A 13,422-nucleotide genomic window follows, 5' to 3' on the forward strand; every position below is an offset into this window, starting at 1 on the left:
CACGCCGGCTACATGGCCAACTACTACCGCTGGTTCGGCACGCCCGAGGCCCCCTTCGGCTGGTACTACGACCTGCTGGCCGGGTGGGCCCACGTCAGCACCACCAGCGTCTGGATGCGGCTGCCCACCCTGGCCATGGCGCTGACGTGCTGGTGGGTGATCAGCCGCGAAGTCATCCCCCGCCTGGGCCACGCCGTCAAGCGGAACCGGGCCGCGGCGTGGACCGCGGCGGGCATGTTCCTGGCCGTCTGGTTGCCGCTCGACAACGGCCTGCGCCCCGAGCCGATCATCGCCCTGGGCATCCTGCTGACCTGGTGTTCGGTGGAACGCGCGGTGGCCACCAGCCGGCTGCTGCCGGTGGCGGTCGCCTGCATCATCGGCGCCCTGACCCTCTTTTCCGGGCCGACGGGTATCGCCTCGATCGGCGCGCTGCTGGTCGCGATCGGGCCGCTGCGGACCATCCTGCACCGCAGATCCAAACGGTTCGGCGCGCTACCGTTGGTGGCGCCCTTGGTGGCCGCGGTCACCGTCACCGCCATCCTGATCTTCCGCGATCAGACGCTGGCCGACGAGATCCAGGCCAGCATGCTCAAGCGCGCGGTCGGCCCGAGCCTGAGCTGGTTTGACGAACACATCCGTTACGAGCGGCTGTTCATGGCCAGCCCCGACGGGTCGGTCGCTCGCCGTTTCGCCGTGCTGGCGCTGGTGCTCGCGTTGGCGATAACGGTCGCAATGTCGTTGCGCAAGGGGCGAATTCCGGGCACGGCCGCCGGGCCGAGCCGCCGCATCGTCGGGATCACCATCATCTCGTTCGTCGCAATGATGTTCACCCCCACCAAATGGACCCACCACTTCGGGGTGTTCGCCGGGCTGGCCGGACCGCTGGGCGCACTGGCCGCGGTCGCGGTGACGTCGATTGCGATGCGGTCCCGGCGCAATCGCACCATGTTCGCCGCCGTGGTGCTGTTCTTGATGGCATTGTCGTTCGCCAGCGTCAACGGCTGGTGGTATGTGTCCAATTTCGGTGTGCCGTGGTCGAATTCGTTTCCGGCATGGCATTACGCCTTTGCCACCGCGCTGCTCGGCCTGACCGTGCTGGTGCTGCTGCTGGCGGCGTGGTTCCACTTCGTCGCCCCGGAGAACGGGCCACCCAAAACCCGCTACGGGGCGCGGCTGGCCGGAATTGTCCAGTCCCCGTTGGCAATTGCGGCGTGGGTGTTGGTGGTGTTCGAGGTGGCTTCGCTGACGCTTGCGATGACCGACCAGTACCCGGCGTGGTCGGTGGGCCGCTCCAACCTGCAAGCTGTGGCAGGCAAGTCCTGCGGACTGGCCGAGGACGTGCTGGTGGAGCCGGATCCCAACGCCGGCATGCTGCCCCCGGTGGGCGCGTCGGTGGGCCCTTCGGTAGGAGACGCCCTGGGAGCGGGCCTGTCGGAAGCCTTTACTCCCAACGGCATTCCGGCCGACGTGCGCGCCGATCCGGTGATGGAACGTCCGGGTGACCGCAGTTTCATCAACGAGGACAAGCTGACCACCGGCGCCGAGCCCGGCACCGAGGGCGGCACCAACCCGGCGCCGGGAATCAACGGTTCGGTTGCCCAGCTGCCCTACAACCTCGACCCGGCCCGCACCCCGGTGCTCGGCAGCTGGCGCTCGGGCATCCAGGTCCCCGCCCACCTGCGGTCGGGCTGGTATCGACTGCCCGCCCGCGACAAGGCGCGGCCGCTGCTGGTCGTCAGCGCGGCGGGCCGCTTCGACCCCCGCGAAGTCCAGGTGCAGTGGGCCACCGATGACGAGGCGGCCGGCGGGCACCCCGGCGGGTCGTTCCAGTTGTCGGACGTCGGGGCCTCCCCGGCCTGGCGCAACTTGCGGCTGCCGCTGTCGGCCATCCCGAGCACCGCCACCCAGATCCGCTTGGTCGCCGACGACGAAGACCTGGCGCCGCAGCACTGGATCGCGCTGACACCGCCGCGGATTCCGCAGCTGCGCACGCTGCAAGACGTGGTGGGCTCGGCGGACCCGGTGTTGCTGGACTGGCTCGTCGGCCTGGCGTTCCCGTGTCAACGGCCATTCGGCCATCAAAACGGCGTCGACGAGACACCGAAATGGCGAATCTTGCCGGACCGCTTCGGCGCCGAGTCCAACTCACCGGTGATGGACAACAACGGCGGCGGCCCGTTGGGCATTACCGAGTTGCTGGTGAAGGCGACCACGATGGCGACGTACCTGAAGGACGACTGGTCCCGCGATTGGGGCTCGCTGCAACGGTTGACGCCCTACTACCCCAACGCGCAGCCCGCCCGCCTGCAGCTGGGGACGGCGACGCGCAGCGGTCTGTGGAACCCGGCGCCGCTGCGCAAGGGTTAGCACCGGCCGGCATGGCGGAGGACCTTTAGCGGTATCCGCACCGTCTCACTCGACGTCATCGCGCTTGCCGGGGGCCGATCGGTAAGCCTAGACTAACGGTTCGTGGTCACTTACCGAACGGCTGACGCATGGCTCGCGCTGGCCGACGGGACTCGGCGCTCCATCGTGGAACGTCTTGCGCACGGCCCGGCGCCCGTCGGCGAGCTGGCCCGCGATCTGCCCGTCAGCAGGCCAGCCGTCTCGCAGCACCTCAAAGTCCTCAAGTCCGCGGGCCTGGTTCGCGACCGCGCCGCCGGCACGCGTCGCGTCTATCAGCTTGACCCGGCTGGTCTCGATGCGTTGCGCGCCGAGCTCGACCGGTTCTGGGCCCAAGCGCTGGCCGCCTACGCGACAACCATCGATGAGATGAAGGAGGAACCGGAATGACACGAACACCCAATGTTGCGCACCACGTCGTCGTCAACGCCCCGATCGAGCGCGCGTTCGCCGTCTTCACCGGGCGGTTCGGCGACTTCAAGCCCCGCGAGCACAACCTGCTCCCCGTCCCGATCGCCGAGACGATATTTGAGCCCCGCGTGGGCGGGCACATCTTCGATCGAGGCGTCGACGACACCGTGTGCCGGTGGGCACGCATCTTGGCCTACGAACCGCCCCACCGTCTGACGTTCACGTGGGACATCGGGCCGACCTGGCAGTTGGAAGCCGACCCGTCCAAGACCAGCGAAGTCGAAGTCCGCTTTACCGCGGAGTCCGAGGACCGCACTCGCGTCGACCTCGAACACCGCCACATCGACCGCCACGGTCCGGGCTGGGAGTCGGTAGCCGACGGCGTCGACGGCGACGCGGGCTGGCCGCTATATCTGGACCGCTACGCGCGCCTGCTGAGTGTCGGGGCCCGCAAGTGACCGCGACATTGATGAGCATGGCCCGCGCCGAGCGGGCCGATCTCGCAGGATTCCTGACCACTTTGGCGCCGCCGGACTGGGAGGCGCCCAGCCTTTGTTCCAAGTGGACCGTCAAAGACGTTGTCGCGCATGTGATCAGCTACGAAGAACTTGGCCCCGTGGGGCTGCTGAAGCGGTTCGCGAAGGGCTGGGTCGTGCGGGCCAATCAGGTGGGCGTCGACGAGTTCTCCGCGCTCAGCCCCGAACAGCTCCTCGAATTCCTCCGCAGTCATCTCCAACCACGTGGACTGACAGCAGGTTTCGGCGGAATGATCGCCCTCGTCGACGGCACCATCCACCACCAAGACATCCGCCGCGCGCTTTGCCAACCCCGCACCATCCCCGAAGATCGGCTCGAGCGGGTCCTCGGCTTGGTGCCCGGCAACCCCAGGCTCGGCGCGGGACGCCGGATCAGGGGATTGCGCCTGCGCGCCACCGACGTCGGCTGGGCGCACGGCCGCGGACCCGAAGTCACCGGCCCCGCAGAGGCGCTGCTGATGGCGATGGCCGGGCGACCCGCTGCGCTCGCGGGCCTCGGCGGCCCCGGCCGGGACACACTGGCCAAGCGGCTGGGTCAGTAGCCGACCATCAGCCCGGGCCAATTTCGAAGGTGAACTCGTAGCCGCCGATGCGGATGCGGTCGCCGTCGGCCAGGGTGGCGCTGCCGCGGATGCGCTGGCCTTGCACCTCTACCCCATTCGTGGACCGCAGGTCGGTCATCATGAAACCGGTTCCGGTGTCGGTGATGACGGCGTGGTGGCGGCTGACATCGGTGTCGTCGATAACGACGTCGTTGTCGGTGAAGCGCCCGATCCGGGTACTGGCGCCCGTCAGCCCGTGAACCCGCCCGGTCTGGTCACGCAGCCGGGCAAGGGCGGACTCGGCCGCCTGGATCCCCGCGGTCGTGGACTCCTGTTTGTAGACGCCGCGCTTATGGGTGGTCAGGTCGGCCCGTTTCAAGCCCAACGGTTCCTGGCGCAGGATCCGCTCGTGCAGGGCGCTCACGGTGCGGCCGGGGTCGATGCCGAGCCCCTCGGCCAGGGCCGTCTTCAGCCGCCGGTAGGCGCCGAGCGCATCGGACTGGCGCTCGGTGACGTAGTAGGCGGTGATCAGCTGCGCCCACAGGGGCTCGCGGTAGGGATGTTCGGCGGTGAGCACCTCGAGCTCGCCGATGACCTCACCGGCGCGCCCGCACGCGATCTCGGCCTCGGCGCGGGCGGTGTGGGTGGCCACCTTTTCTTCCATCAGCGCGGTGGCGAAGGCATCGACGAAGGCGAAGCCGCGCAGGTCGTCGAGCACCGGCCCGCGCCATTCGCCCAGCGCTAACGAGAAGTGCCTGCTGGCATCGTCGAAGCGTCCGGCCGCGGCGGCCTGGTTTCCCGCGAGCCTCGCGGCGACGAAGCGCCCCAGGTCGCAGTCGGCGTCTGCGACGCTGAGTTGATATCCCGGCGGTGCGCTCGCCAGCACCTGGTACGGGTCGGCCCCGGCGTCGCGGAGCAGCCGGCGCAGGTTCGACACGTGGGCCTGGATGCTGGTCCGCGCCGCCGGCACGGGATCCTCATCCCATACCGCGTTGATCAACGAATCGACGGACACGGGCCGGTTGCGGTTGATCACGAGCATCGCCAACACCGCTCGTTGCTTCGGCGCGCCCACCGGCACCCGGACCCCGTGGCTGGTCATCAGCAACGGTCCCAAGACACCGAACCCGAGACCACTGTTCGTCATCGCGCTGCCAGCCTCCAGGGTTATCGGAGCCGTTCTCGAGGGCCTCAGGTCCCATTTTGAACGCATGTGCCGCGACGACAGTTTATTTCGTGGGCTGGGCGCGGCAAATCGCCGGCGTTGAGCTGTGAACCGGGTAGCACGAGCAGCCGCGGCCCTGCGTGATCACAGCACAAAGCCGCGTCCCTTACCATCGAGCCTCGTGCCCCACGACCGTAATGAGCGATCGCAGCGCATCCCACGGTTGATCGCCGTCGTCGCGGGTCTTGCGGGTCTGCTGCTCTGCATCACCGTTCCATTGCTTCCGGTGAAGCAGACGACGGCGACGGTCCTGTGGCCCCAGGGCACGGCGGACGGGCACGTCACGCAGATCACCGCCCCACTGGTGTCGGGGGCGCCGCGGGCGCTGGACATCTCCATCCCGTGCTCGGCGATCGCCACGTTGCCCCCCGGCGGCGGATTGGTCGTCTCGACCTTGCCGCCCGGCGGGGTGGACACCGGCAAGAACGGGCTGTTCGTGCGCGCCGACAAGGACGTCGTCGTCGTCGCGTTCCGCGACACCGTGGCCACGGTGGCACAGCGTGCGGCCGTCGCCGCCGGCGCCTGCAGCGTGCTGCACGTCTGGGCCGACGCGGGCGCCGCGGGCGCGGATTTCGCCGGCATCCCCGGCGCCTCGGGGACACTGCCGTCCGAGAAGAAGCCACAGGTCGGCGGGATCTTCACTGATCTTAAAGTGCCTGCGCAGCCGGGGTTGTCGGCCCGCATCGACATCGACACGCGGTTCATCACGGCGCCCAGCGCGATCAAGAAGGTCGTGATGGTCCTGGGCGTGCTGGCCGTCATCGTCGCCATCCTCGCGATGGCCGCGCTGGATCGGCGCAGCCGCGGCGACGACACGCTGATCAACTGGCGGTCGCCGGTCGCCTGGCTGTCCCGATACCGCCCGCGCGTGCATTGGGCTTCTTGGTGGCGCGTGGGCCTGGCGAACTGGGTCGCCGACGCCGGCGTGATCGGAACGCTGCTGGTCTGGCACGTCATCGGCGCGACGTCGTCGGACGACGGCTACAACCTGACCATCGCCCGGGTCGCGCCGAACGCCGGCTACGTCGTCAACTACTACCGCTACTTCGGCGCGACAGAGGCGCCGTTCGACTGGTATCTCGCGGTGCTGGCCAAACTGGCGTCGGTGAGCACGGCCGGCGTGTGGATGAGGCTGCCGGCCACGCTGGCGGGGATCGCGTGCTGGCTGGTCATCAGCCATTGGGTGCTGCGGCGACTGGGACCGGGCAGGGGCGGCCTGGGGGCCAACCGGGTGGCGGTGTTCACCGCGGGGGCGGTGTTCCTGGCCGCCTGGCTGCCGTTCAACAACGGCCTGAGGCCGGAGCCCTTGATCGCGCTGGGCGTGTTGGTGACCTGGATGCTGGTGGAACGCGCCATCGCGCTGCGGCGGATCGCCCCGGCCGCGGTCGCGATCATCGTCGCGATGCTCACCGCGACCCTGGCGCCGCAGGGATTGATCGCCGTCGCCGCGCTGCTGACCGGTGCCCGGGCGATCGCCCAGGCCATCCGGCGCCGCCGGGCGACCGACGGCCTGTTGGCACCGGTGGCCGTGCTGGCGGCGTCGCTGTCGCTGATCACCGTGGTGGTGTTCCGCAACGAAACGCTGGCCACGGTCGCCGAGTCGGCACGCATCAAGTACAAGGTCGGCCCGACGATCGCGTGGTACCAAGATTGGCTGCGGTACTACTTCCTCACGGTGGAGTCCAACGCCGAAGGGTCGATGGCGCGGCGATTCGCGGTGCTGGTGATGCTGCTATGCCTGTTCGGGATGCTGATGGTGCTGCTGCGGCGCGGTGGGGTGCCGGGGCTGGCCAGCGGCCCGGCGTGGCGGCTGATCGGCACCACCGCGGTCGGCTTGCTGCTGCTGACGTTCACACCGACGAAGTGGGCCGTGCAGTTCGGCGCGTTCGCCGGGCTGACCGGCGCCCTGGGCGCCGTCACCGCCTTCACGCTGGCCCGCATCGGCCTGCACAGCCGCCGCAACCTGGCGCTGTACGTGACCGCGCTGCTGTTCGTGCTGGCGGTGGCCACCTCCGGCATCAACGGCTGGTTCGAGGTCAACAACTACGGCGTCCCGTGGTTCGACATCCAGCCGGTCATCGCGAGCCATCCGGTGACGTCGATGTTCCTGACGCTCTCGATCCTCACCGGACTGCTGACCGCCTGGTACCACTTCCGGATGGACTACGCGGGCCACACCGAGGTCAAAAACAACCGGCGCAACCGCGTGCTGGCCTCCACCCCGCTGCTAGTGGTCGCGACGATCATGGTCGTCGGCGAGGTCGCCTCGCTGGCCAAGGGGGCGGTGGTCCGCTACCCGCTCTACACCACCGCCAAGGCCAACCTGGCCGCCATCACATCGGGGCTCTCGCCGACCAGCTGTGCGATGGGCGATGACGTGCTGGCCGAGCCGGACCCCAATGCCGGCCTGCTGCAACCTGTTCCGGGACAGTCGTTCGGGCCCGACGGCCCGCTCGGCGGGGTCAAACCCGTCGGCTTCACACCCGACGGGGTTGGCAATGACCTGAGGTCCTACCCGGTGGTGACCAAACCGGGGGTGGTCAATTCCGACGCGTCACCTAACAAGCCCAACGCCGCAATGAGTGACTCCGCTGGCACGGGCGGCGGGAAAGGCCCGGCCGGAGTCAACGGGTCGCACGCGGCGCTGCCGTTCGGCCTGGACCCGGCCCGCACACCGGTGATGGGCAGCTACGGTGAGAACACGCTGGCCGCCACCGCCACGTCGGCGTGGTACCAGCTGCCTCCGCGTAGTCCGGACCGGCCGCTTGTGGTGGTCTCGGCCGCAGGTGCCATCTGGTCGTACAAAGAGGACGGCACCTTCACCTACGGACAGTCGCTGAAATTGCAATGGGGCGTCACCCGCCCCGACGGCACCACCCAGCCGCTCGCCGAGGTGCAGCCGATCGACATCGGGCCGGAGCCGGCGTGGCGCAACCTGCGGTTCCCGTTGACCTGGGCGCCGCCGGAGTCCAATGTGGCGCGCATCGTCTCTTACGACCCGAATCTCAGTGCAGACCAGTGGTTCGCCTTCACGCCGCCGCGCGTCCCGGTGCTGCAGACGTTGCAGCAGTTGATCGGATCGCACACTCCGGTGCTGATGGACATCGCGGCCGCCGCGAACTTCCCGTGTCAGCGGCCGTTCTCCGAACACCTCGGCGTTGCCGAGCTTCCGCAATACCGCCTCCTGCCCGATCACAAACAGACGGCGGCGTCGTCGAACGGGTGGCAGGCTAGCGAGACCGGCGGGCCGTTCCTGTTCACCCAGGCGATGCTGCGCACCTCGACGATGTCCACCTACCTGCGTGGCGACTGGTACCGCGATTGGGGATCCGTTGAGCAGTACTTCCCGCTGGTGCCGACCGATCTGGCTCCGGACGCCGTCGTCGAACAGGGCGTGATCACCGCGCACGGCTGGAGCCGGCAAGGACCGATTCGGGCACTCCCATGAACCGTGTGATGGAACTAGAAGCCAAGGGCGGCACCGCAACCGCGGACCGCAATGTACGGGCAACGCGCTGGGTCGCGACGATCGCCGGGCTGATCGGTTTTCTGTTGTCAGTCGCGACACCGCTGTTGCCCGTCGTGCAGACGACGGCGATGCTCAACTGGCCGCAGAACGGCCAATTGAATAGCGTTACGGCACCGCTTATTTCCCTGTCTCCGGTGGACTTGACGGCCACCGTGCCGTGCGGTGTGGTGCGCGACCTGCCGCCCGACGGCGGAGTCGTGCTGAGCACCGCGCCCAAGAAGGGCAAGGACGCCGCGCTCAATGCGTTGTTCGTTGTCGTCAACGGCCAGCGCGTCGACGTCACCGACCGCAACGTGGTCATCGCCAGCGTGTCCCGCGATCAGGCGGCATCGCCGCAGTGTCAGCGCATCGAGATCACGTCCACTCGCGCCGGCACCTTCGCCACCTTTGTCGGGTTGACCGATCCGTCGGGCAAGCCGGTGGGTGGTGGTTTCTCCGACGCCAACCTGCGTCCGCAGATCGTCGGAGTATTCACCGATCTGAGCGGGCCCGCGCCGCCCGGGTTAAAGCTCTCGGCGACCATCGACACCCGGTTTTCGACGACCCCGACAACGCTGAAGTTGCTTGCGATGGTGTTGGCGATCGTGTCCACCATCGTCGCGCTGGTCGCGCTGTGGCGCCTGGACCAACTGGACGGCCGCCGGATGCACCGGTTGATCCCGACCCGCTGGCGCAAGTTCACTCTGGTCGATGCCACGGTGATATTCGGGTTCCTGCTGTGGCACCTCATCGGCGCGAATTCCTCCGACGACGGCTACATCCTGGGCATGGCCCGGGTGGCCGACCACGCCGGCTACATGTCCAATTACTTCCGTTGGTTCGGCAGCCCGGAGGACCCGTTCGGCTGGTACTACAACCTGCTGGCGTTGATGACTCACGTCAGCGACGACAGCTTGTGGATGCGGTTGCCGGACCTCATCGCCGGGCTGCTGTGTTGGCTGCTGCTGTCGCGTGAGGTGCTGCCGCGATTGGGGCCGGCGGTGACGTCCAGCAAGGCCGCGAACTGGGCGGCGGGCCTCGTGCTGTTGACGGCGTGGATGCCGTTCAACAACGGCCTGCGCCCCGAGCCGATCATCGCGCTCGGTTCGCTGCTGACCTGGGTGCTGATCGAGCGCTCGATGTGCGCCTCTCGGTTGACGCCGGCGGCGCTGGCGGTGGTGACCGCCGCCTTCACCCTGGGGGTGCAGCCGACCGGCTTGATCGCGGTTGCCGCGTTGGTTGCCGGCGGCCGTCCGATCCTGCGAATTCTGGTCCGCCGCCACCGCGTGGTCGGTACCTGGCCGCTGGTGGCCCCGATGCTGGCAGCCGGATCGGTCATCCTCACCGTGGTGTTCGCTGATCAGACCCTGTCAACGGTCTTGGAAGCCACCAGGATTCGCACCGCGATCGGGCCCAGCCAGGCCTGGTACACCGAGAACCTGCGCTACTACTACCTCATTCTGCCCACCGTCGACGGCTCCCTGTCGCGGCGCTTCGGCTTCCTCGTCGCCGCGCTGTGCCTGTTCACGGCGGTGTTCATCATGTTGCGGCGCAAGCGGGTTCCCGGTGTGGCCCGCGGCCCGGCGTGGCGGCTGATGGGTGTCATCTTCGCCACCATGTTCTTCCTGATGTTCACCCCCACCAAGTGGGTGCACCACTTCGGGCTGTTCGCCGCGGTGGGCGCCGCGATGGCTGCGCTGACCACGGTGCTGGTGTCACCATCCGTGTTGCGCTGGTCGCGTAACCGGATGACCTTCTTGGCCGCGCTGATGTTCTTGATGGCGTTGTGCTTCGCCACTACCAACGGTTGGTGGTATGTCTCCAGCTATGGCGTGCCGTTCAACAGCATCATGCCGAAGATCGCCGGAATACCAATCAGCACAGTCTTTTTCATCCTGTTCGCGATCGCCGCGCTGTACGCGACCTGGTTGCACTTCACGTCCCGTAGCCACGGCGAGGGCCGGCTGGCCCGGGCGGTGACGGCCGCGCCGGTGCCGCTCGCGGCCGGCTTCATGGCGCTGGTGTTCGTCGCGTCGATGGTGGCCGGAATCGTGCGGCAGTACCCCACCTACTCCAACGGCTGGGCCAACCTGCGGGAGTTCACCGGGGGCTGCGCACTGGCCGACGACGTGCTCGTCGAGCCGGACAGCAATGCGGGCTTCATGGCGCCGCTGCCGGGCAACTCAGGTCCTTGGGGCCCCTTGGGCCCCTTGGGTGGGGTCGCCCCGGTGGGGTTCACGCCCAACGGCGTGCCGGAACGTACCCTGGCTGAGGCGATCCGGGAGACGTCGGTTCCACAGCCAGGCACCGACTACGACTGGGATGCGCCGACCAAGCTGACGGCACCGGGCATCAATGGGTCCGTGGTACCGCTGCCCTACGGCCTCAACCCCGACCAGGTTCCGCTGGCCGGTAGCTACACCACTGGCCCGCAACAGCAGAGCAGGCTGGCATCCGCGTGGTATCAGCTGCCCAAGCCGGATGACGGGCACCCGCTGGTGGTGGTGACCGCCGCGGGCACGATCGCGGGCAACAGCGTGCTGCACGGCCACACCAACGGACAGACCGTGGCACTGGAGTACGGCAGGCCGGGTCCCGGCGGCGATGTCGTGCCGGCCGGCAGGCTGGTGCCCTACGACCTTTACGGCGAACAGCCAAAGGTGTGGCGCAACCTGCGCTTCGCCCGTTCCCAGATGCCCGTCGACACGGTTGCGGTCCGGGTGGTGGCCGAGGACCTGTCCCTGACGCCGGAAGACTGGATCGCGGTGACCCCGCCGCGGGTACCGGAGCTGCGCTCCCTGCAGGAGTACGTCGGCTCGTCGCAGCCTGTGCTGCTGGACTGGGCGGTTGGGCTGGCCTTTCCCTGCCAGCAGCCGATGCTGCACGTCAACGGCGTCACCGAGATCCCGAGATTCCGCATCACGCCGGACTACAACGCCAAGAAGCAAGACACCGACACGTGGGAAGACGGCACCAACGGCGGCCTGCTGGGCATCACCGACCTGCTGCTGCGGGCCCACGTGATGTCCACCTACCTGTCCCGCGACTGGGGCCGTGACTGGGGGTCGCTGCGCAAGTTCGACACCCTCGCCGAGGCGCATCCGGCGGAACTGGAGCTGGGCACCGCGACGCGCAGCGGGTTGTGGTCACCGGGACCGATCCGAATCAAGCCGTAATTAAACGCGGATACAGTTATTGCGCCGGATTTTAATGGTCTGCGCCATTAATTTGTCATCGGTCGAATAAGGGCTGAATTTACGTTCGAGTAAGTGGCGAGCAAATGTTTAGTTTCGCGAAAAACGGGTGAATACCTATTTCCCCTGTGAGCCAACTAACACAAACGTAAAAAGGTGACCCGATGCACATGCTGACGCGCTTAGGGACTTGCACCGCGGCAATCACCGCGGTGATCTCCCCGGCGGCCTCGTTCGAAATCGTCAACGCCGGCGCCGAGGGCGGCACCACGGTCGCTTTGCAAAGCGCCCTCCGGCGTTGCGATTTCAGCCGGGTGACCACGGCGGCGATGGTGCCCCGGTCGCTCATGGGCGGCGGCTCGGCCCTCGTAAGCACCACGGGGTCACGAGCGGTCGCACAGGTGCACGTCTCGATTCCCAACGAGCCGGGCACCCATTACGACGTCGGCCTGATCCAGGAGCCTCGTCCGTCGTCGGCCACTTGCGGTCCCGGTGACCCGGGCACCGCCTTCACCGGAATGGACACCGACGCGGCCGGCAACGCAGCGGTGACCGTTCAGGACAGCATTCGGCAGGGCACGACGGGCGTCTGGGTGATTGTCGACCGCGGCAACCCAAACTCCCAAAACCCGGCCGAGTTCTATACGTCAGAATTCCTGGCGCCGGTATAGGCCATTTGGGGTCGGGGTTATTTCCCGACCCGGTGCCGGGCCCGTTCCTCGGCCCGTTGTTGTTCGGCCGCGCTGACGACCAGCGCGTCGGAGCCCGGGAACACCGTCGCCACATGGCCGCTGGCCATCCAGCGCACGACGTACGGCGGTGCGCCGTCGGCCCCGCGCACCTCCGTGATCTCGCCGCGCTGATCCGCCAACTCCGTCGTCGTGCCCTTGATCACGAGCCAATCACCTATATCGGCTTTCATCATCGACCCCCTTGATCGTTGACCGCCTAGCCGATCATGCGCCCTGGCAGGCCGGGAAGGAAGGGCCACCGGATGACGAACGCCCCGAGCGGACGGGACTTCGGTCACTATCTCGGCGCTCGGCCGAATGGTTCTATATAGGAAGCCGGAACGGAGGCACGGTCATGGATGCTTCGGCACAGTCTCAGGCTCGGACGCGCCCAGAAGCGGCAGAAAGAACCCTGGATCTTCGGCGCGCCGCGTGACCACGCCCAGGCCCAGGCCCGGGCCCGGGCCTGACGAAACCACCGGCCACCTCGCCTCGCCATTGCGCGGCGACGACTTCGACGCGGTCGCCGAGGCGGTAGTGGAGGAGATGCAAGCGTTGCAGAGCGGCGCGGGCATGCTCATCGTGAAGCGGGGCCCCAACGCCGGGTCGCGGTTCCCATTGGATCAATCCGTTATGTCCGCCGGGCGGCATCCGGCCAGCGACATCTTCCTCGATGACATCACCGTCAGCCGCAGGCACGCCGAATTCCGAAGGGAGAGTGGCAAATTCCACGTCGTCGACCTGGGCAGCCTGAACAAGACCTACCTCAACCGTAATCCCGTCGAAGCGGCGGTGCTGACCAATGGCGACGAGATCCGGATCGGCAATTTCCGCCTGATTTTCGTGGCGGGACCGGCGCGGGGGTAATACCG

At 67.9% G+C, this 13,422-nt stretch carries 10 protein-coding genes; 8 read left to right on the plus strand and 2 right to left on the minus strand.

Annotation, left to right across the window (positions count from 1 at the left end):
- The 4 genes from JWP83_RS02745 to JWP83_RS02760 all read left to right on the plus strand — a co-directional run.
- On the plus strand, positions 1-2,367 hold a 2,367-nt coding region (locus JWP83_RS02745), incomplete at its 5' end, for an arabinosyltransferase (RefSeq protein ID WP_297725541.1).
- 102 nt (positions 2,368-2,469) lie between these two features.
- Positions 2,470-2,793, plus strand: a complete 324-nt coding sequence (locus JWP83_RS02750; RefSeq protein ID WP_297725543.1) for a helix-turn-helix transcriptional regulator — start codon at positions 2,470-2,472, stop codon at positions 2,791-2,793.
- On the plus strand, positions 2,790-3,272 hold the full coding sequence (locus JWP83_RS02755) for an SRPBCC family protein (RefSeq protein WP_297725545.1): 483 nt from the start codon (positions 2,790-2,792) through the stop codon (positions 3,270-3,272). Before JWP83_RS02750 ends, JWP83_RS02755 begins: the two co-directional genes overlap by 4 nt.
- A complete protein-coding gene (locus tag JWP83_RS02760) occupies positions 3,269-3,892 on the plus strand; it encodes a maleylpyruvate isomerase family mycothiol-dependent enzyme (protein ID WP_297725547.1) in 624 nt (207 codons plus the stop codon). The genes JWP83_RS02755 and JWP83_RS02760 overlap by 4 nt, the downstream gene beginning before the upstream one ends.
- Before the next feature lie 7 nt (positions 3,893-3,899).
- On the opposite strand, the gene JWP83_RS02765 is transcribed toward JWP83_RS02760, so the two are convergent.
- The gene (locus JWP83_RS02765) at positions 3,900-5,039 is read right to left on the minus strand and encodes a BTAD domain-containing putative transcriptional regulator (protein ID WP_297725549.1); all 1,140 of its coding nucleotides are present in this window, start codon (positions 5,037-5,039) and stop codon (positions 3,900-3,902) included.
- Between the two features lie 199 nt (positions 5,040-5,238).
- On the opposite strand from JWP83_RS02765, the gene JWP83_RS02770 reads away from it, so the two are divergent.
- The 3 genes from JWP83_RS02770 (at position 5,239) to JWP83_RS02780 (ending at position 12,490) form a co-directional block, all read left to right on the plus strand.
- Positions 5,239-8,565 carry an arabinosyltransferase domain-containing protein gene (locus JWP83_RS02770; RefSeq protein WP_297725551.1) on the plus strand — a complete coding sequence of 1,109 codons (3,327 nt, stop codon included), beginning with the start codon at positions 5,239-5,241 and terminating at the stop codon, positions 8,563-8,565.
- Between the two features lie 8 nt (positions 8,566-8,573).
- Positions 8,574-11,801, plus strand: coding sequence for an arabinosyltransferase EmbB (embB, locus tag JWP83_RS02775; RefSeq protein WP_297725553.1), 3,228 nt, complete (start codon positions 8,574-8,576; stop codon positions 11,799-11,801).
- A gap of 182 nt (positions 11,802-11,983) precedes the next feature.
- On the plus strand, positions 11,984-12,490 hold the full coding sequence (locus tag JWP83_RS02780; RefSeq protein WP_297725555.1) for a hypothetical protein: 507 nt from the start codon (positions 11,984-11,986) through the stop codon (positions 12,488-12,490).
- A 17-nt stretch (positions 12,491-12,507) separates the two neighbouring features.
- Here JWP83_RS02780 and JWP83_RS02785 read toward each other — a convergent pair whose 3' ends face one another.
- Positions 12,508-12,741, minus strand: coding sequence for a DUF1918 domain-containing protein (locus JWP83_RS02785; RefSeq protein WP_297725557.1), 234 nt, complete (start codon positions 12,739-12,741; stop codon positions 12,508-12,510).
- Between the two features lie 241 nt (positions 12,742-12,982).
- Between JWP83_RS02785 and JWP83_RS02790 the strand changes: the two genes are divergently transcribed.
- Complete coding sequence (locus JWP83_RS02790) at positions 12,983-13,417, plus strand: FHA domain-containing protein (protein ID WP_297725559.1); 435 nt, start codon at positions 12,983-12,985, stop codon at positions 13,415-13,417.
- Positions 13,418-13,422 lie beyond the last annotated feature (5 nt).

It is taken from the genome of Mycobacterium sp., assembly GCF_025965855.1.
Taxonomy (GTDB): domain Bacteria; phylum Actinomycetota; class Actinomycetes; order Mycobacteriales; family Mycobacteriaceae; genus Mycobacterium.